Source organism: Fibrella musci (assembly GCF_041321105.1).
GTDB classification, from domain to species: domain Bacteria; phylum Bacteroidota; class Bacteroidia; order Cytophagales; family Spirosomataceae; genus Fibrella; species Fibrella musci.
The window spans coordinates 103805-123057 of sequence record NZ_JBGGWD010000006.1 but is presented as its reverse complement, the minus strand read 5'-3'; the positions used below and the strand labels follow the sequence as shown (position 1 = coordinate 123057).

Genomic DNA, 19253 nt, shown 5'->3' with positions numbered 1-19253 from the left:
CCTGACAAAAGTAGGCACCAGCGGCGCGGGGGCCAAGCCGCTGCCTAAGGCAGGGTCATTCAGTCGCTATCGTCAGGAATCCACTCATCCGCACGGCGGGTACATCATCACTGGGAAATGACCCATCCACTGTTCCTTTCTGTCTAAAACAACGCCGCCGACAGGCCAAGAGTTGGGTCTGTCGGCGGCGAGCTGGCTGATTACCGACTCACTTTTTTGGGGGCAGGTTTATCTTCCCGCAAGATCAGGAATGGGTCTTCCTGCTCCCGTTTCAACATGCGTTGGTATTCAGGCTCGGTGTATAATTCCAGTTGGTACAGATAACCTTCAGGCTGGCGGGCATTCTTATGCACGTAGCTCGACCAGAAATAGACAATGTCTGTACGTTTATATTTGGTATCCAACGGATTATCGCGCCGACGCTTTCCATCGACCCATAAGCCGTACTTCTTCGTGTTCTTCCAGTCGTTCCACTGGGCTTCGGTCGGCTCTAGCCGAGGGGGCGTTGGCACGTAGTGAACCCATTTTTTCTGTTCAGGTGTCAGATCACGGTACCGAATTTCCTGCGGTCTCCCGTTTATCCACGCAGCTATTTTTTTATCCCCGAACCGGCGTTCTATTTCGTCGGGCGTCAGCGGTTGTCCGGCTGGCGGCGCGGGCGTGCTTTTTTGGGGCGCGGGGCGGTTTACAGGAACCTGCTGGGCTACCGTCTGAACGGTTATTACGGTAGTTAAGGTACCGAAAAGCACTAGGGTGGCACCAGTAGCCAGCCACCGGCGGGCGGGAGAACTTCGTCGGGTCATCATGAGCAAGCGTTGTTTTGTGGTTTGGAAAGTCAGCGTGCTCGTCAGTGCAACGGGCGAAACGGCAGGCATCAGCTTAGCCAGCAACAGTTGCTGGTAGCTGGTTACGCTCTGATACGTGCTATTGACCGCTTCGTCGGCCAGGAATTCGTGATTCAGTTGCATGGCCCGTTTGAGCCAGAACAAGAGCGGGTTGAACCAGCCGAAACACAATACGATTTCCACCAGCAGCACATCGATCGAATGCCGCTGCCGGATATGAGTCAGTTCGTGGGTCATCAACTCCGGCTCGACCTTGCCACGGCTGTAGGCGGTGTCTGATAGAAAAAGGTAATGCAGAAACGTGTAGGGCAACCCCTCACCGGGCAACCTGACCAGTGTAGCGCCGGCTATCGGTTGCGTAGGGCAACGCCGGATCTGCTGGCCCAGTCGGTATAGATTGCGCCCGAATCGCAGCAGCATGAGAGCGGTGATAGTGCCGTACAAGCCCACAGCCAGCGCACCAATAGGCCACTGAGCGCGAGCAGGCGAGTCGGCCGGCTTGTAGCTCTCACTCTCTGGCCGGTGGTCAGGTCGTTGCTGCTCTAGCATCAAATTGGCCACGCTGCCCGGTAGTTGAGTCGTGGGGAGCGCATCTGGTGTTACTTCGACGGTGACGAGCGGGATCAGGAGCGACACCAGCAACGTACCCAGCAAATAAACCCGCTTGAGTTGGTGCATTGCCTGATTTTCCAGCCCCAGCTTATAAGCGCCCAGTAGTATTAGCAGGCTCAGCGTCCATTCCAGCAGGTACGTGATCATAATGGTTGGCGGTTGTCGTCGTACGTTTCGATCAGGGCTTTCCTTGAAGTCTGATGGTGCGCGGCGGTATTATCTTCTCAGCTGCCACCACGCTTCATTCTACATCAATAGTATTTGCTCTACAAATATAGAGCAAAAGAAAGTTCAAAAACGTGCCCGTTTAATCAATAATGAATGAGCACGTGCTATTGGCTCACCCTTGCTCAATTAGCTCTACCACCCGCTGTTTGCTCTGCCAGGCGTACTTCCCAAATGTTTCCAACATTGGGTTCGTGCTTTGCAACACGTATTCGGGAGAAAGCTCAAGCCTGGGTACGTTGTTGGATGAAGCACTTACGCGATAGAGTCACCCGGCGCCGAACCCGAACTGCCGCCCTGTTGCTGCTGGGTCTGAGCGGATTGACTGGTGGCGCCTCGGGGCAAAGCCTGACGCTCACGCAGGCGATCGAGCAGAGCGTGCGGCAGTATCCGTTGCTGCGTGCCAAACAGGCCGAAGTCAGTAGTGCCGAACGTCGGTTGCAGGCCAGCCAAACCGATTTACTGCCGGTGGTGATGGTGCAGGATCAGTACACCTACGCCACCAGTAATAGCCTTAACAGTTCCTTTTTCCCGAACGAAGGCACCAACATTTCTACCTCGGGTGGGGTGCGGCCAACGGCGGTGTCGCAGGCCAGTTTTGGCTCTTACACCAGCGCCAGCATCGAGTGGCGGGCCATCACGTTCGGACGGATCAAGGCGGGCGTCGCGGCCAGCAAAGCCGAACTGCAACGTACCCAGGCCGACTACGAGAACGAGGTGTTCCAGCATCAGGTACGTACCATCGACGCCTATCTGCTGCTGCTGATCAACCAGAAGCTGGTACAGATTCAGCGCAGCAACCTCGACCGGGCCGAAACGTTCAAACGCGTGGTCGATGCGGGGGTACGTTCGGGCATGCGGGCGGGCGTCGATAGCGCACTGGCCACCGCCGAAGCCGTTCGGGCGCGATTGCTGTTGCTGGCGTCGCAGCAAAACGAGCAGGTACAGCGCCTGCGCCTCTCGGAGCTGACGGGTGACCTCACCAAAAACCTGCGCGTCGACAGTATGCGGTTCTACACCAACCTGCCCAGTACGCCGTTGCTGGCCGATTCGGTTTCGCCCAAAAACCCCACGCTCCGCCTGTTTCAATCGCAGATTAACCTGTCGACGGCGCAGAGCCTGCTCACGCAGCGGTCGGGGTTGCCCGTTATCTCGCTCGTGGGGGCCGGTAATGCGCGCGGGTCGGGTTTTTCCAATCAGGGTGAGCTGTTACTGGCCAACCCCGTCAACGGACTCGGCTATCAGGTGGGCAACTACCTGCTGGGCGTGGTGGCCCGCTGGAACCTGACCAATCTGCTCCGTACCCACCACGAGTACAATGCGAATCTGTTTCTGGTGGAACGGTCGCGGCAGCTCTTCAACGAACAGCGGCTGCGCATCAACCGGCAGTATCAGGAAGCCGACACCCAGTATCAGGTGGCGCTGGAACAGGCCCGGCAGGCTCCCGTTCAGCTTCGCGCTGCCCAACAGGCCTACAATCAGGCCCGCACCCGCTATCAGAATGGCCTGACGGACCTGCCGACGCTGCTACAAAGTGTGGTCACGCTCAACCGCGCCGAAGTCGATGGGTACGTGGCCACCAGCAATGTCTGGCGGTATCTGCTGCTCAAAGCCGCCGCCGAAGGCGATCTGTCTCTCTTCATGAATCAGGTAAATTAGTTTACCCCCCGCCGGAATGCCGGCCCCCTTTAGGTGGTCCGGCATTCCGGCGGGGGTAAGCAAAGCTTAATGACAACCTCCTATGCAACAACTCATTCGTTCTGCCCTGCGTAAGCCCATTTCGGTGGTCGTGGGCGTGGTGGCCATCCTGTTTTTCTCGGTAATGTCGCTGTTTACGATTCCGGTCGATATTTTTCCGAACCTCGATCTACCGACGATCTACGTGGTACAGCCCTACGGCGGTATGGCGCCCGATCAGATGGACGGCTTTATTGCCACGCGCTACCAGGATCACTTCCTCTATGTGTCGGGCATCCGCGACATCGACGTGAAGACTATTCAGGGCCTGTCGCTCATCAAGCTTCAGTTTTACCCCGGCACCGACATGGCGCAGGCCGCGGCCGAAGTCGCCAACAACGTGTCGCGGGCGAAAGCCTATATGCCCGATGGCACCGTGCCGCCGCAGGTGGTGCGCTTCGACGCCAGTTCGGTGCCGGTGGGGCAGCTGGTATTTGAAAGTCCCACGCGCTCACTCAACGAGATTCAGGATTTTGCCTCGTCGCGGGTGCGGCCCATGTTCTCCCGCATTCCCGGCGTATCCAGCCCGCCGCCCTTTGGCGGTAACCAGCGGACCATCGTGGTGCGGGTAAATCCGCAGCTGATCCGGAGTTACCAGCTCACACCGGAAGAAATCATCAAGGCAATTGTCACCAACAACCAGCCGTCGCCAGCCGGTAACATCCGCATCGGCGAAAAAACGCTGATGACGCCGGTGAACTCGCTGGTGAAGAAACCCGAAGACTTCCTGAACATCCCCATCCGCGTGGGCAGCGGTCCCACGGTGTTTGTACGCGACGTGGGCACGGTGGAAGATGCCGCCGACGTCACGGTGAGTTATGCACTCGTCAACGGGCGGCGGGCGGTGTATATCCCGGTGGTGAAAAAGTCGGACGCCTCTACGCTCGATGTGGTGAACAACATCCGCAAAGCCATGCCCGACCTGCAAAACGCCGTGCCCGAAGACGTAAAGATTTCGTACGAATTCGATCAGTCGGTGTATGTGACCAACGCGCTGAAAAGCCTGGTGACGGAAGGGCTGCTGGGGGCCGTGCTGACGGGGCTAATGGTGCTGCTCTTCCTGCGCGACTGGCGAAGCGTAATCATCGTGGTGCTGACCATCCCGATCTCGATTCTGTCGGCGGTGATTCTGCTCAACCTGTTCGGGCAAACCATCAACATCATGACGCTGTCGGGCCTGGCGCTGGCCATCGGGATTCTGGTCGATCAGGCCACGGTGAGTATCGAGAATATTCACCAGCACCTGGAGATGGGCAAGCCGAAGGCCATCGCCATCTGGGATGCCTGCAAAGAGATCGTCTTCCCCGAATTTCTGATTCTGCTGGCGATTCTGGCCGTGTTCGCGCCTGCCTTCGTCATGAGCGGTGTGCCTCGCTCCATGTTTTTGCCCCTGTCGCTATCAGTAGGGTTTGCCATGATCGCGTCGTTTCTGCTGTCGCAAACGTTCGTGCCGGTGCTGGCCAACTGGCTGCTGAAAAGCCACGTTGCCCACGAACCCGCCACTCATACGCTCGACGCTTCCGAACGGCAGACGATGATCCGGGAAGCGGCGCACCCCGAACCCAACCCGACGGGTTTCGAGAAGTTCAAACGCCGGTATTCGGCCCTGCTCGAACGCATTCTGAACCGGCGCGGGCTGGTAGTGGGCGGTTACCTGGTGGGCTCACTGCTGCTGATCGGGCTCTGCTTCACGGTGATCGGCACCGATATTCTGCCCCACGCCAACAGCCACCAGTTTCAGCTCCGGCTCCGGGTGCCCGACGGCACGCGCGTCGAACGTACCGAGCTGGCCACCCTGAACGTGCTGGATATCATCAAGAAAGAAGTAGGTCCCGACAACGTCGACATCTCGTCGGCCTACGTGGGCACGGTGCCGTCCAGCTACGGTACGTCGAACATCTTCGTCTTCAACAGCGGACCGCACGAAGCCGTGTTGCAGGTATCGTTGAATGAGGCGCACCCGGTCAACATGGACGCGCTGAAAGAACAGCTTCGTCAGCAAATCGCGAAGCAACTGCCCAACGCGCGGATTTCGTTCGAGCCGATCGAACTCGTCGACAAGATCATGAGTCAGGGCTCGGCCACGCCCATTGAAGTGACGGTGGCGGCTAAAAACCTTCAGGAAGCGGGCCGGTTTGCCGACAAGATCAAGGGGCAGCTGAGCCGGATAACGTACCTGCGCGACGTACAGGTGGCCCAACCGCTGGCCTACCCCATCCTGAACGTGAACCTGAACCGCGAGCGGGCCGGTCAATTGGGCGTAACGTCGACCCAGATTGCCCGGTCGATGGTGGCGGCCACGTCGTCGAGCCGGTTTACGGATAAAAATCTCTGGCTCGACGAATCGAAAGGGCTGGCCTATCAGGTGCAGGTGCAGATTCCCGAATACCAGATGACCACACCCAACGACATCGGCAACATTCCGCTGCGGTCGGGCGAAATGCACCCGCTGCTGTCGGATGTGGCGACGTTTTCGGAAGGCACCACGGCGGGCGAATACGACCGTTCCGGCCCGAACCGGCTCGTGACCATCACGGCCAATTTGCAGGAGAAAGACCTCGGCACCGCCCAGAAAGACGTGTTGCTGGCGATTAAGGAAGCCGGTGAGCCACCGCGCGGCGTGATGGTTGAACTGCGCGGCCAAACGCGTCTGCTGGCCGACACGCTGAGCAGCCTGCAAACGGGTCTGCTGGTGGCCATCGTGATCATCTTCCTGCTGCTGGCGGCCAACTACCAGTCGTTCAAACTGTCGCTGGTAATTCTGTCGGCGATTCCGGCGGTGGTAGCGGGCGCGCTGCTGATGCTGCTGGCCTGCGGGGCTACGCTCAACCTGCAATCGTACATGGGCCTGATTATGTCGGTGGGCGTATCGGTGGCCAACGCCATTCTGATGGTGACCAACGCCGAAAACCTGCGCCTCGAAACGGGCGATACGTACCGGGCCGTCGTGATGGCCGCCAACAGCCGGATTCGGCCCATCTTGATGACGAGTATCGCCATGATTGCGGGTATGGTGCCGATGGCCTCGGGCCTGGGTGAAGGCGGCGATCAGATTGCCCCACTCGGGCAGGCCGTGATTGGTGGGCTGATTGCCTCTACGCTGGCCGCCCTGCTGATTCTGCCCTGCGTGTTCACCCAATTCCAGACCAAAGCCGCGCTTCAGTCGGTGTCGCTCGATCCCGAAGATCCCGACAGCAAATTCTTCAACCACGTGACACTAAACAAGGTGGGGGTCAACGGGGTGTCCGTCCGATAGCCATTCAGCAAACCAGCCTTCACGCATTCAGTCTTTCGCTCTTTCACGCTTTGCTTATGAACGTCTTTTTGAAACTACTTGGCCCCGCCTGCCTGGCGGCGGGATTTGTGGCCTGCACCTCGGCCGTGAGTGATAACAAATCGGCCAAAAAAGAACCTGAGGTCCAATCGGTGGTAGTGGTCGATGTACAGTCACTGCAACCCAGCAAGCGCGTCACGCTGCCTGGGGAACTGAAGCCCTGGAACCGGGTGAACATGTACGCCAAGGTGAAGGGCTACGTGCGCAGCCTGTCAGTCGACCGGGGCACGGCCGTGCGGAAAGGGCAGGTACTGGCCCGGCTCGAAGCGCCCGAGGTGCTGGCCGAACTGAGTGGCGCACAGGCGCAGTTACAGGCGCAGGAGGCCACGCTGGTGGAGCAAACCACCCGCGCCCGCGCCAGCCGACTGGTGTATCAGCGCCTGGTGCAGACTGCCAAAACAGAAGGCGCCGTATCGGCCAACGAACTCGATCAGGCGCAGGCCCGCATGCAGGCCGACAGCGCGATGGTGGCCGTGGCGCGGGGCACGGTGCAGGCCGCCCGCTCCAATTTCCAGGCAAAGACCGAACTTCGGCAGTACCTCACCATCACGGCCCCATTCGATGGCGTCGTGATCGAACGGAACATCAGCCCTGGCGCGCTCGTAGGGGCGGGCGATAGCGGCAAGCCTCTGTTTGTGCTGGAAGACAGTCGGACGCTCCGCCTCACGGTGGCCATTCCCGAAGCGTTTGCCAACCAGTTGCCCGCCCGGAGTGCGGTGTCGTTTACCGTCAGTGCCATTCCTGAACGGCGTTTCAACGCCCGGCTGGCCCGCACCAGCGAAAGCCTGATCGAAGCCAACCGATCAATGGTGGCCGAGTTCGACGTCAACAACGCGGGACACGATCTTAAGGCGGGCATGTATGCCGAGGTTACGCTGCCCGTTGAGCGTTCCGCCAAAACGCTGTTTGTTCCCACCACGGCCGTCGTCAGTTCAAGCGAGCGACTGTTCGTGATTCGGGTGAGCGACGGACGGGCGCAGTGGGTGACGGTGCAGAAGGGAAACATCGTGGATAGTCTGGTCGAAGTGTTCGGCGACCTGAAACCCGGCATGGCCATCGTGCGCACGGCGTCGGAAGAAATCCGGGACGGGCAGACCGTTTCGGCGCGGAAATGAGCGGGATAAGGGGGTGGTTTTCGGGTTCGGCCCGATGGCTGCGCTGGTTGGGATTTAGCCTGTTGATGGCCAGTCCCGCTATGGCGCAAATCGACAACGGCAACCTGCCTACCGACCCTATCCGTGTGGGCATTCTGATTGAACCGCATCAGCCCGAAACGCCTTATCAGGTCCACGCCCGGCTGATTCAGGAAGAACTTATCACCGTCGGCAAAGCGCTGAACCAGCTATCGACCGTCGACCCACCGACCTATTCAACGCTTCAGGAGTCGCTGCTAACGTACCTGTATCAGCTGAGAGCGATAGGTGCCGACTATGGCGAGCCGGCGGTGTACGAATCGGCCATGCTATTTCTGCAACGCATTCAGGAGCAGACCAAACGCAGCCTTATCGACTGGCGGCGAAGCAACGTACCCAGCCCCGAACCGCCAATCTGGGCAGGGGCTGGGTACGTGACGCAGGCGCATACGCCCCTGTTTCGGCGGCCCGATTTCCACTCACGGCGGCTGCACCTGTTACCGGGAGGCGAACCGGTTACGCTGCTCCAAACGGTGCCGGGCTACTATCTGGTGCAAAGCCGCCTGGGCCAAGGCTATGTTCCCCGGCGTATGCTTCAGCCCGCAGAGCCTGTGTCTGTCAGTGCGGCACCCTGATACGTTGGCGGCAACGTACCTACTCCGACCGCAGACTTTTCACCGGGTTCATCAGCGCAGCCCGAATACTCTGGAACGAAACCGTCAGCAAGACGATCAGGAGGGCAATCAGCAGGGTTAGGGCAAACACGCCGACCCCGATGGTGATACGATACTGGTAATCCTGAAGCCAACGTTCCATGGCGTACCATCCAATGGGCGCCCCAATCAGAAAAGCCAGCCCCATGAGTTGCACAAACTCTTTGGTTAAGAGCTGAATGACGCTGCCCACCGTGGCACCCAGCACTTTCCGCACGCCAATTTCTTTGGTTCGCTGCTGCGCGGTGAACGCCGCCAGTCCGAACAGACCCAGACAGGCAATGAAGACGGTCAGCCCAGAAAACAGGCCCGTCAGCGAGCCAACGCGCTGTTCATCAGCAAACTTGGCTTTATACGATTCGTCGGCAAACGAGTACTCGAAGGGATAGTCCGGATTGTGCTTCTTGAAAACCGCTTCGATCAACGCCAGATTGGCGGCCGTTGGGTTTGCCGGATTCAGCCGGATACTTGACCAACCCAGCGAAAGCGGACCGCCCGGCCCCGCCACAAGTACCGGTTTGACGGGTTCGTAGGGCGACGCAAAGATGAAATCCTTCAACACGCCCACCACATGCCAGTCGCGGCCCATGAACCGCACACTAGCCCCGATTGGATTGCTCAGGCGCATGGTTTTGACCGCCGTTTCGTTGAGCAAAACCGCCGTTGAATCGGTCAGGTACGTTCGGATGTCGATGTCCCGCCCGCTGTGCAACGCAGCCCCCGTCGTTTTCAGGAAATCGGCGTCGGCCCCAAAGCGGTCAAACTCAATATCTTTATCCGCCTTGGTACTACCCGGCCACGCCAGCCCCCATTGGCGGGTGTTGATGTCGGTCATGGGGCCCATTGATTGCGTGACCGACACGGCAGCACCGCTGCGAATCAGGTCTTGTTGCAACGTACCGTAGTGGCTTGGCAGATCGCCCGACAGGTACGTAAACAACAGATTGGTTGGGTTATAACCGCTTTCCCGGCGCTGGGCATGGCGAATCTGCTGCTGAATCACCAACGTGGCCATAATCAGCACAACAGCAAACGTAAACTGCATCACCACCAATCCTTTTCTGGGCGAAAAGGCGGCTTTCGGCGGGCGGTACGTGCCCTTCATCACCTTGATTGGCTGAAAGCCAGCGAGGAAAAAGGCGGGGTAACTACCAGCCAGTAGCCCCGTGAGCACGACGAAACCAACAGCTGCAAGCCAGAACCCCACTGAATCGATGTGCAGGGAGAGGGCTTTCCCCGTAAGGGTATTGAACGTGGGGAGGCAGACTACCATCAACAGCAACGCCAGCAGGCCCGCCAGGCAGGCAAGCATCACCGACTCACCGATGAACTGAACCACAAGCGACGATTTCTGCGCACCGGCTACCTTCCGGATACCCACTTCTTTGGCGCGTTTCTCGCTACGGGCGGTGCTCAGGTTGATGAAATTGACGGCGGCAATCAGCAGAATAAACACCGCCACCAACCCGAACAGCCGCACAGTCACGATCTTACCAGCGACTAATTGGCCGTTTTCCTGCTTCGAATACAGATGCCACTTGCTGGCCGGATGCAGAAGAAGCTGCCGGTGCGAAACGTCATCGAGTTTTCCTTTAAGCTGAGCGGCCGTAACCCCTTTGATCTTCGCGCCAACCGCCGCCGGGTCGGCCTTGCTTTTTAGTGTGACGAAGGTGTAATCGTTGTTGGAAACCCACTCGTCGGATCCCCAGCCTAAGGACACAAAATACGCATACGGAAGCAGATAAGACACCCCGTTAAACCGGGTGTTGTTTGGCAGGTCGTCTAGCACGCCCGTTACCGAAAAGCTGTCTTTATGGTCGATCTGGACGACCTTACCCAGGGCGTCGGCGCTGCCAAACAGTTTTTGTGCCAGCGTCCTGGTAATTACGATGCCACTCTTGTCGGCCAGCGATTTTAGCGGATCGCCCGCGCGGAATGAAACGTCGAACAGGCTCAGAAATGCGGGATCAACGAAAGCGCCATCCACATTGAGCGCCTTATCACCGGTGCCCAGCAGCAGGGTTGCCGGGCGGTAGCGGGCAGCCTCTTCAATATCGGGGTAGTTGTGTTTGAGCGTAGGCGCCAGCGGGCGTGGCGTGGTTTCCCAGACCTGCGCCTCGCCGCTAAGGACATCCTGGTTGTAGACCTGAAACAGCCGATCCGTTTTCTGGTAGAAGCGGTCGTAGGTCAGCTCGCTCTGTATCCATAAAAAAATGAGCGCAGACGCTGCCATTCCCACGGCCAGCCCAGCCATATTCAGAAACGTGTAGCCTTTTGCCCGCAGCAGTGTCCGGAAGGTGATCGTTAAATAGTTCCGCAGCATGTGTGTGTCAGAGTAGACGTTACTTATTCGGTACGCAGGCTCTTTACCGGGTTCAGCAGCGCCGCTTTTACGCTCTGGAAACTGACGGTCAGCAGGGCAATGCCAACCGCCAACGTACCTGCACCCGCAACCATCCACCACTCGATCTGAATTTTGTAGACGAAGTCGGTCAGCCACTCGGTCATGGCCCACCAGGCCAGCGGCGAAGCAATCACGATGGCGATCACCACCAGTTTCAGGAAGTCTTTCGAGAGCAATATTACCACGTTGGCGACACTGGCTCCCAGCACTTTCCGGATACCAATCTCCTTGGTTCGGCTTTCGGCGGTGAAGGTTGCCAGCCCAAACAGGCCCAGACACGATACGAATACCGACAGGATCGAAAAGTACAGGATGATCCGCCCCGTGCGTTGCTCAACGTGGTATTGCGCATCCAGCTCCTGATCGACGAAGCCGTAGCTGATGGGGCTGTTGCGCTCGTACTGGCTGTAGCGCTTCGACAGATCGGCGATGGTTTGCGGCATGGAGGCGCCCGCTTTTGTTTTTACGAGCAGGGTGAAATACGGGTTGTCGGGCCGGAACCGGAAGATAAACGGCTCGATCGCCACGCGCAGGGGCCGGAAGTGGAAATCCTTCAGCACCCCGACGATGATCCCCGACGGCCCCCAGAATTTGACCCGTTTACCAAGGGCCGTGGCGGGTGTCCAGCCCATCCGCCGGGCCGCCGTTTCGTTGATCATAAAGGCTCCCAACGTACCTGACGTATCCGACGGGATGCGCCATGAAAAATTCCGGCCGGCGGCCAGTTGCATTCCCGTCGTTTTCATAAAATCAGCATCGACGTTCATCTGCGTAATCAGGAACTTGTCGTTGGCGCGCTGCCCTTCCCATTCGATTTCCGACGAATTAGTAATGTCGACCAGGTTGCTGGTGGTAGCGGCGGCGCTCGCCACGCCGGGCAGTTGTTCGATCTCGCGTTTGAGCGTCAACGCCTTCGTCCGCAGATCGCCTTTCATCCGCACATATAGTAGTTGCGATTTGTCGAACCCGAGTTTTTTGGTTTGCATAAACGCCAGTTGGCGGTAGATAACCACACTGCCGATGACCAGCCCCACGGCCAGCGCAAACTGCCCCACCACTAGCGACTGCCGAAACGCCTGCCCCGACTTCACCGATAAACCCAGCGAGAGCGACGTGCTTTTCAACACCCGCGCCGGCCGGAACGACGACAGGAAAAACGCCGGATAGAGGCCCGTCAGCAGGCTCACCACGCCCGTCAGCCCGGCCAGCGTCAGCCAGAACCGAGGTTCATCAGCCGGAATGCTCAACTGTTTACCCGACAGGTCGTTGAATAACGGCAACAGGCTCTGCAACAACAGCAACGCCACCCCCACGGCCAGGCTCGTCATCAGCAGCGATTCGCCCAGAAATTGCGCAACCAGGCTAATCCGCTGCGCGCCGATAGCCTTGCGGACACCTACCTCCCGCGCCCGTTGCGAGGCCCGCGCCGTAGCCAGATTGATGAAGTTGACCACCGCAATCAGCAGCACAATAAGCCCCACAGCCAGAAAAATGCGCACGTAGAGAATGTCGCTTCGTTTTCCCCAATCGGTCTGGAAATCAAACTTCGACTTGAGGTAGATATCGGCCAGCGGTTGCAGATATAGGGTTGTTTCGCTGTCGCCATTATAGCGGTTAAGTTGGTGGCTCAGTTTGTCGGCAAAGGCGGCGAGGTTTGTCGACGTACCCACGCGGTCGGTGTTGAGCAGGATATAGGTGTGGTAATTGTTGCTGTTCCACTTTTGGCTCCACTTATCGTTTTTTTCCTGCCAAGCGTAAGGCAGCAACACGTCGAACTGAAGGTGCGACCGAACGGGCGGGTTTTTTACCACGCCTGACAACGTAAAGGTTTGCTCGTTGTTGAAGGAAACGGGTTTCCCGATAATGCCCATCCGCGCCCAGTTGGCGCCAAACAGCCGCGCCGCCATGCTTTCGCTGATGACCAGGTCGTTGGGGCTCCGCAGCACCTGCTGCCGATTTCCAGCTACCAGCGGGAAGTCGAACAGGCTAAAAAGCGACGGGTCGACAATCAACATGTGCTCCGCTTCGGCTACCTGCCGCCCCTGACTGAGCACGCCGCCCCAATTGCCAATCCGAAGCGTTTGAGCCACCTCGGGAAAGTCACGGGCGAGCGCAGGCGCGAGCGGTCCCGGCGTCACGACCACATCGTGCCAGCCGTCTGCCTGTTTCTGGTGCTCGGCAAGGCGGTAGATGCGGTCGAAATTGGTGTGGAAGCGGTCGTACTGAAACTCATCGACCACGTAAAGGCCGATGGCCGTGCAGCAGGCCAGACCCAGCGCCAGACCAACGATGTTCATGCCCGAATACACCTTGTTTTTCCACAGGTTCCGGACTGCAATTTTCAGGTAATTCCGTAGCATATTCGTTGGGGTTTAAAAGGCGGGGGAAAAGCAGGGATGGCAAGGATGGCAGGGAAGAGCACAGCGCGGGGATTGGGCCCGTGCGACCCATGCCATCCCTGCAATCCATGCCTTTTCTCCCACCCTACGCTTATTCGCTTCGAAGCGTTTTTACGGGATCCATCAGGGCGGCTTTGATGCTGTGGAAAGACACCGTCAGCAGGGCAATCAACAGAGCCGATACGCCCACGCTCATAAATACCCACGGGCTGATAGCCACGCGGCGGGCGTAGTTGGCCAGCCAGGTGTCCATCCCAAACCAGGCCAGCGGCACGGCAATCGCCAGCGCAATCAACACCAGTTTGACAAAGTCACGCGAGAGCAGCAGCACCAGACCGGGAATGCTGGCACCCAGCACTTTCCGCACGCCAATTTCTTTGGTCCGCTGTTCGATCATCAGCAGGGCGATGGCAAACAACCCGATACACGAGAGCATGATGGCAATACCGGCCGCCAGGCTCAACACCTGCGAAAGCTGCTCTTCGTTCTGATACCAGGCGTCGACGTTTTCATCCAGGAACGACCCCAGAAACTCCGACTGCGGTGCTACCTCGGCCCAGGCTTTTTGCAGCTTCTCCATCGCGCTTGCCAAGCTCTGCGGCGACACCCGAACAAAGACGTAGTGGATGGGTTCGTTGTTGGAGAGGTACATCATGATCGGGGTGGCCTGTTCGGCAACCGAGTAGAGCCGAAAATCGGGCACTACGCCAATGATTTGCAGCTTATCGGCATCGTCGCCGAGCAACGTACCTACGGGGTTGGCAACCCCCATTTGCCGGGCCAGACTCTGCGTGACGATGACCCGACGCGACGAATCGGCGGCGTAGGCGCGGTTGAAATCGCGCCCGGCCAGCAGCTTGATGTTCAGGGTTTTCAGGTAATCGTAATCGATCAGCAGCCCGTCGGTGCTGAGTTGTTTGCCCTTGTGCGTAAACCCGATCGTGCTGCGCGAACTAACCCGGTCTTTGCCCCGGCCCAGATTCACGCCCGTGCCCGTTACGGCCAGTATCGTCGGGTCATTGGCAAGGCGGTTACGCAGCCGGTTCAGCACCTGCCGACCATCTACCTGATTGCCCACCGGAATACTGATTACCTGCTCCTTATCAAACCCGAGCGGGCTACTGCGCAGATACCCCACCTGCTGAAAGGCGATGATGGTGCAGCAGGTCAGCAGGCACGACAGCGCAAACTGCGTGACGATGAGCGCATTGCGCAGCGCACCGGGCCGTTTGGCCGTCACGTTTCCTTTTAAGACCTCGATGGTATTGAACCGGGCCATTTGCCAGGCGGGATACCCACCGGCCACCAGCGTCACCAACGCCACCACCGCCAGACTCATCCCGATAAAGCCGGGCTGAAGCACGCTCTCCAGCTTGAGTTTAGCCCCAAACTGAGCGTTGAAAGCGGGCATCAGGCCGTTGGCCAGCGCGGCCCCCAATACAAAACCCAACAGGCAAACCAGCCCGGACTCGCTCCAGATCTGCAGGAACAGATTGCCCTTAAGCGCTCCCAGCGACTTGCGAACCCCAACCTCCCGCGCCCGCGTAAACGACCGGGCAATGCTCAGGTTGATGAAGTTGATGGAGGCAATCGACAGGATGAAAAAGGCCATCCCCATCAGCACGTAAATCACGGCGACGGGCGTGCCTTTGTTATCGCTCATCCCACGGCTGAAATGCACATCGGCAAGGGATTGCAGGCGAATGGCAAACAGATCGCCGTGCGCATCGGGCTGCGCCTTTTTCTGTTTCAACCCGTCGATATCGGATTGAAAGTATTTCTGGGTGAAGGCTTTGAGTCGCGTTTCCAACGTAGCCTGACTCAGTTGAGGCGACAGTTTGAGAAACACCTGTTGGAGCCGGTCTTCCCACCGGGTTTTGCTGCTGGCGTAACCCGGTGCGTCTTCGATCCGAACGAGCGCATCAAACCGGATCGTGGAATTATCAGGTACGTCGGCCAAAACACCCGTTACGATACAGTCACGCTGCGCCCCATTGCCACCGATGCGCAGCCGTTTCCCCACCGGGTTGGCCGCCCCAAACAGATCGTGAGCCATGTTTTCGCTGATGACAACGCTGCCCAGCTCGCGCAGTACGCCATCCTGGTTACCACTAATCAGTGGAAACGTGAACAGCTTCAGAAAATCAGGATCGGTATAGTTGATTAGTTTGTCGACATACTTCCCATTGGCCTCCACCAGCGTTTTGCGCCCCACCTGCACACGCACCACGGCTTCCAGTTCAGGAAACTCCGCCTTCAGCGTTGGGGCCAACGGCATCGGCATCGTGGCCGACTTCGTTGGGCGTTCGGGATCGTTGGCCGCGAAATACGTTTGAAAAATCCGGTCGCCATCGTCATGGAATGAGTCGTACGTCAGATGCACATAGGCCGTCAGCAGCAGAAATACGCTGATACAGAAAGCGACACCCAGCCCCACCACGTTGATGGCCGTATAACCCCGGTTTTTCCAGAGACTGCGAAACGCGATTTTGAGGTAATTCGTAAGCATAAGCCGCCCGTTAATTGATTTGATGAAAGTTAATCCAAACGCCGTACCATAATCACAACTATTTGAAAATCAATTTCTTGCATCACCAAAATCAAACGTATTTGTCCGCAAATGGACAGCCGAACGGCATTTACGGACAAGAGGCACCGAGTCACGACTTGGCCCGATGCCCCTGCACCTACTCCATACGCAAGCTCGTCACCGGATTCATCGGCGCCGCCCGGGCGCTCTGAAAAGAAATCGTGAGCAAGGCTCGTTTCAGCGTATAAAGGTGATTTTTTATCCGAAACGCCTGTCCGTTTCTGGACTACGAGCGGACAGTCTGTTGCCAGGGGCCACTGAGACTACTTGACAATAAACTCGACACGTCGGTTCTGAGCGCGGGCGGCTTCTCCCCCGTTGTCGGTGAGGGGCAGCGACCCGCCGTACCCTTTAGGCTCGAGCCGTTCTTCGCCAATGCCGTGCCGGACAAGGTAATTGGTGACCACCTTCGCGCGGTTCTCCGACAGGGCCATATTTAGGCGGGGATCACCCACACTATCGGTATGCCCAGCAATTTCGAGGCGCAGCGTGGGTTGCTGTTGCAGGGTGCGGACCAGCTTATCCAGTTCGGCGTAGGATGCGGGCAGCAGGCGGTAATCGCTCTGCTCAAAAAAGACGTGCTGAAGCACGACTTTCTTCCCCACCGTCAACTGCTCGAAAACGGGTGCCGACGGGGCCACCGCGCTTTCGGCAACAGGCGGTGCGACGGTGCGCGTTGGAGCAGGCGGCGGAGTTCGGGGGGTCTGCTGCCTGGCGGGCGGTACTGTAATCGTCGGTTTGGTGACAGGTTTAGTCGTTGACCGGGCAACGGTGGGGGGCGGAGTAGACGAGAGGGAGGCTGGTTTAGCCGGTTTCACTACTAATCGGACAGGCTCGCGGCCCAGGTATTCCGCTCCGATGAGCTGCCTCGGTGGCCCAACGAAGGGATTTGTCGATTTCTCGTCGGGAATAACCCAATACAGTTTGATTTCGCCTTCGAGGATGGCGTTGAAATAGTCGATGCGGAGATCGTAGTAGTGATTGGCAACGAGGTCGACACTGCCTTCAAACCGGTCGTTATTATGCAGCCCCCAAGAGTCGATAATCCGGCGCCCCCCTACCCAAAGGCGAATGCCGTCGTCGACTTCCACCGAGAACCGATAGCGACCGGTAACCGGCACAAAGAGCCGACCAACCCAGCGAATCGAGTAATACTCCGCCTCAAGGCCCGGCCCCGGCGGCTTATGCCACCACTTAAAATTGATGGCAGGATCAACCCGCGTGAACACCTTACGGTCGAAATTTTGGCCCATGTAATAGGTGCCCGTCAGGCCAGACACCGCCGTTGAGGCAGGCTTGGCCGACTGACCAAACGATGCCAGATAGCAACCCAGCAGAGCCATCGGTAGCAACAGGCGTGACAGAAGCATGGTCGGTCTGGTTACTTGACTATACCATAAGATACGGTAACCAGACCGATTCCACACACGCCAGCTATCAACCGGCGGAATTCGTTACGCTGACCGTAGACTCGGCATCAGCGCCGCCTGGCGGAGGCACCGGTAGCGCGACGAGACCCTCGGCCGACGTACCTACACCTGCAAACACCCGTCGTTTCACGCTAATGCGGCAGACGACTACGACTTAACCCAGAATGGCGCAAATCCAGCGACCCTTAACTGAGCGCCTCGACGCCCGCCTGCGCGACGGTATGGTCGTTTTCAACCGTACTACCCGACACGCCGATGGCGCCAATGATGGTACCGCTGGCATCCTTGATGGGAAGGCCACCGGGAAACGTAATCAGTCCGCCGTTGGCGTGTTCGATGTTATAAAGTGCCCCCCCCGGCTGCGACAGCTTGCCCAGCTCACCCGTCGGCATATCGAAATAGCGGGCCGTACGGGCTTTTCGCTGAGCAATATCGACAGAGCCAAGCCAGGCGTTATCCATGCGGGCAAAAGCGACCAAATTCGCTCCCGCGTCGACAATGGCAATGTTCATCAGCGTATTGATGTCAACGGCTTTCGCTTTGGCCGCCTTAATCGCCTTTTCAGCCTGTTCCAGTGTAATGTTCATAACGCGCTAGTAGTTTGGTTAGACAACAGAGTGTTAACAACCCTTTGTTGCGGATGCCTGTCAAACTTACCGTAGGGGCTTTATTCGGACCGCAAACTCGTCACCGGATTCAGCAGGGCTGCCCGGATACTCTGGAAACTCACGTCAGCAGGGCAACAGCGATGGCCAACGTACCTGCGCCTGCAAAAACTCACCACTCGATCTCGATCTTGTAGGCAAACCCCTGTAGCCAGCGGTGCATGGCCCGCCACGCCAGTGGCGGGGCGATTACGATGGCGATCACCACCAGTTGCACAAAGTCTTTGGAAAGCAGAACCACGATACTGGCTACGCTGGCACCCAGTACCTTACGTACCCCGATTTCTTTGGTGCGCTGCTGGGCCATAAACGTAGCCAGCCCAAACAGGCCCAAGCAGGCGATCAGGATAGCCAATGCCGAAGCCGCCGTAAAAACCTGCCCATACTGCCCGTCGCAACGACATCAACTGCGCCGATTTGGGGGTGGTGTACCTGATTTGTTTGGCTTGAACGTACCCAGCCAAACAACGTACCTGTCGGCGTTCATTCTACATCGTGACGGGGGTGTTGAAGCCATTACGACTTCATCGTCCCCGTTTTGCCACGTTAATGACTGTGGCGTTGGCTAAGCTAACCGCTTTCACCGTCTGCGCGTTGATCCGGATGGTGGCATTGGCCTGCGTGACTATGTCGGCAGTTTGGGTGGTCAATGTCTCTGCATGGACGGTTCCATTGGCCGAACTAGCCAGCTTGAAGGTATCGGTCCGGCCTCGTAGCGTAACTTCGCCGTTGGCTTCGTTGACCAGATCAAACGATTTGTTCTGCAAGCCGCTGATTACTACGTCGCTATTGGAACCGTGCGTGAAGCGATTTAGCTGCGGGGTTTTGACCACCACCCGGAGCGATGCCTTGCTGATCCAGAACCGTTTATTCTGCGCCTCCTCCACAAACAGCCGCAGCGTGCCGTTTTCACTCACAATCCGAACCAGCGGTTGCAGGTTATCGTCGGCGCTCAAGGTCACCGACGATTCCGTCGTCGCGCCGACCTCCACCGTGATCTGGGCCGGGAACTGCGAAACTTCGATGGCGTCGAACGCCGCGACGGTTTTGGTCGACCGAATAATCTGACCACTGCCGCGTAGTTCCGTTGCCGGATCATATTTCCCGCTTTGTGCCTGAAGCCCGAGAGGCAATGTCAAAGCCATTAGAATCGCTATCGTTTTCAT

At 58.1% G+C, this 19253-nt stretch carries 11 protein-coding genes and 1 pseudogene; 4 read left to right on the top strand and 8 right to left on the bottom strand.

The window, feature by feature from the left end; all coding sequences use genetic code 11:
• Nucleotides 1-200: 200 nt before the first annotated feature.
• A complete protein-coding gene (locus ACAW74_RS19935; RefSeq protein WP_370699986.1) occupies nucleotides 201-1604 on the bottom strand; it encodes a M56 family metallopeptidase in 1404 nt (467 codons plus the stop codon).
• 324 nt (nucleotides 1605-1928) lie between these two features.
• Between ACAW74_RS19935 and ACAW74_RS19930 the strand changes: the two genes are divergently transcribed.
• The 4 genes from ACAW74_RS19930 to ACAW74_RS19915 all read left to right on the top strand — a co-directional run bounded on the left by ACAW74_RS19930 (nucleotide 1929) and on the right by ACAW74_RS19915 (nucleotide 8521).
• Complete coding sequence (locus ACAW74_RS19930) at nucleotides 1929-3341, top strand: TolC family protein (RefSeq protein ID WP_370699985.1); 1413 nt, start codon at nucleotides 1929-1931, stop codon at nucleotides 3339-3341.
• Nucleotides 3342-3423: 82 nt separating this feature from the next.
• Complete coding sequence (locus ACAW74_RS19925) at nucleotides 3424-6675, top strand: efflux RND transporter permease subunit (protein WP_370699984.1); 3252 nt, start codon at nucleotides 3424-3426, stop codon at nucleotides 6673-6675.
• Between the two features lie 56 nt (nucleotides 6676-6731).
• A complete protein-coding gene (locus tag ACAW74_RS19920; RefSeq protein WP_370699983.1) occupies nucleotides 6732-7868 on the top strand; it encodes an efflux RND transporter periplasmic adaptor subunit in 1137 nt (378 codons plus the stop codon).
• 65 nt (nucleotides 7869-7933) lie between these two features.
• A complete protein-coding gene (locus ACAW74_RS19915) occupies nucleotides 7934-8521 on the top strand; it encodes an SH3 domain-containing protein (protein WP_370699982.1) in 588 nt (195 codons plus the stop codon).
• Nucleotides 8522-8540: 19 nt separating this feature from the next.
• On the opposite strand, the gene ACAW74_RS19910 is transcribed toward ACAW74_RS19915, so the two are convergent.
• The 7 genes and pseudogenes from ACAW74_RS19910 to ACAW74_RS19880 all read right to left on the bottom strand — a co-directional run bounded on the left by ACAW74_RS19910 (nucleotide 8541) and on the right by ACAW74_RS19880 (nucleotide 19253).
• Nucleotides 8541-10922, bottom strand: coding sequence for an ABC transporter permease (locus ACAW74_RS19910; RefSeq protein ID WP_370699981.1), 2382 nt, complete (start codon nucleotides 10920-10922; stop codon nucleotides 8541-8543).
• A 23-nt stretch (nucleotides 10923-10945) separates the two neighbouring features.
• On the bottom strand, nucleotides 10946-13363 hold the full coding sequence (locus ACAW74_RS19905) for an ABC transporter permease (RefSeq protein WP_370699980.1): 2418 nt from the start codon (nucleotides 13361-13363) through the stop codon (nucleotides 10946-10948).
• A 130-nt stretch (nucleotides 13364-13493) separates the two neighbouring features.
• Entirely contained in the window at nucleotides 13494-15911 is a 2418-nt protein-coding gene (locus ACAW74_RS19900) for an ABC transporter permease (protein WP_370699979.1), read from the bottom strand.
• A 344-nt stretch (nucleotides 15912-16255) separates the two neighbouring features.
• Nucleotides 16256-17362, bottom strand: a complete 1107-nt coding sequence (locus ACAW74_RS19895; protein WP_370699978.1) for an OmpA family protein — start codon at nucleotides 17360-17362, stop codon at nucleotides 16256-16258.
• A 245-nt stretch (nucleotides 17363-17607) separates the two neighbouring features.
• Nucleotides 17608-18009, bottom strand: a complete 402-nt coding sequence (locus ACAW74_RS19890) for a GlcG/HbpS family heme-binding protein (RefSeq protein ID WP_370699977.1) — start codon at nucleotides 18007-18009, stop codon at nucleotides 17608-17610.
• A gap of 80 nt (nucleotides 18010-18089) precedes the next feature.
• Nucleotides 18090-18448, bottom strand: a pseudogene (locus ACAW74_RS19885) (ABC transporter permease); the annotation flags it as partial.
• Nucleotides 18449-18611: 163 nt separating this feature from the next.
• On the bottom strand, nucleotides 18612-19253 hold the full coding sequence (locus ACAW74_RS19880; protein ID WP_370699976.1) for a GIN domain-containing protein: 642 nt from the start codon (nucleotides 19251-19253) through the stop codon (nucleotides 18612-18614).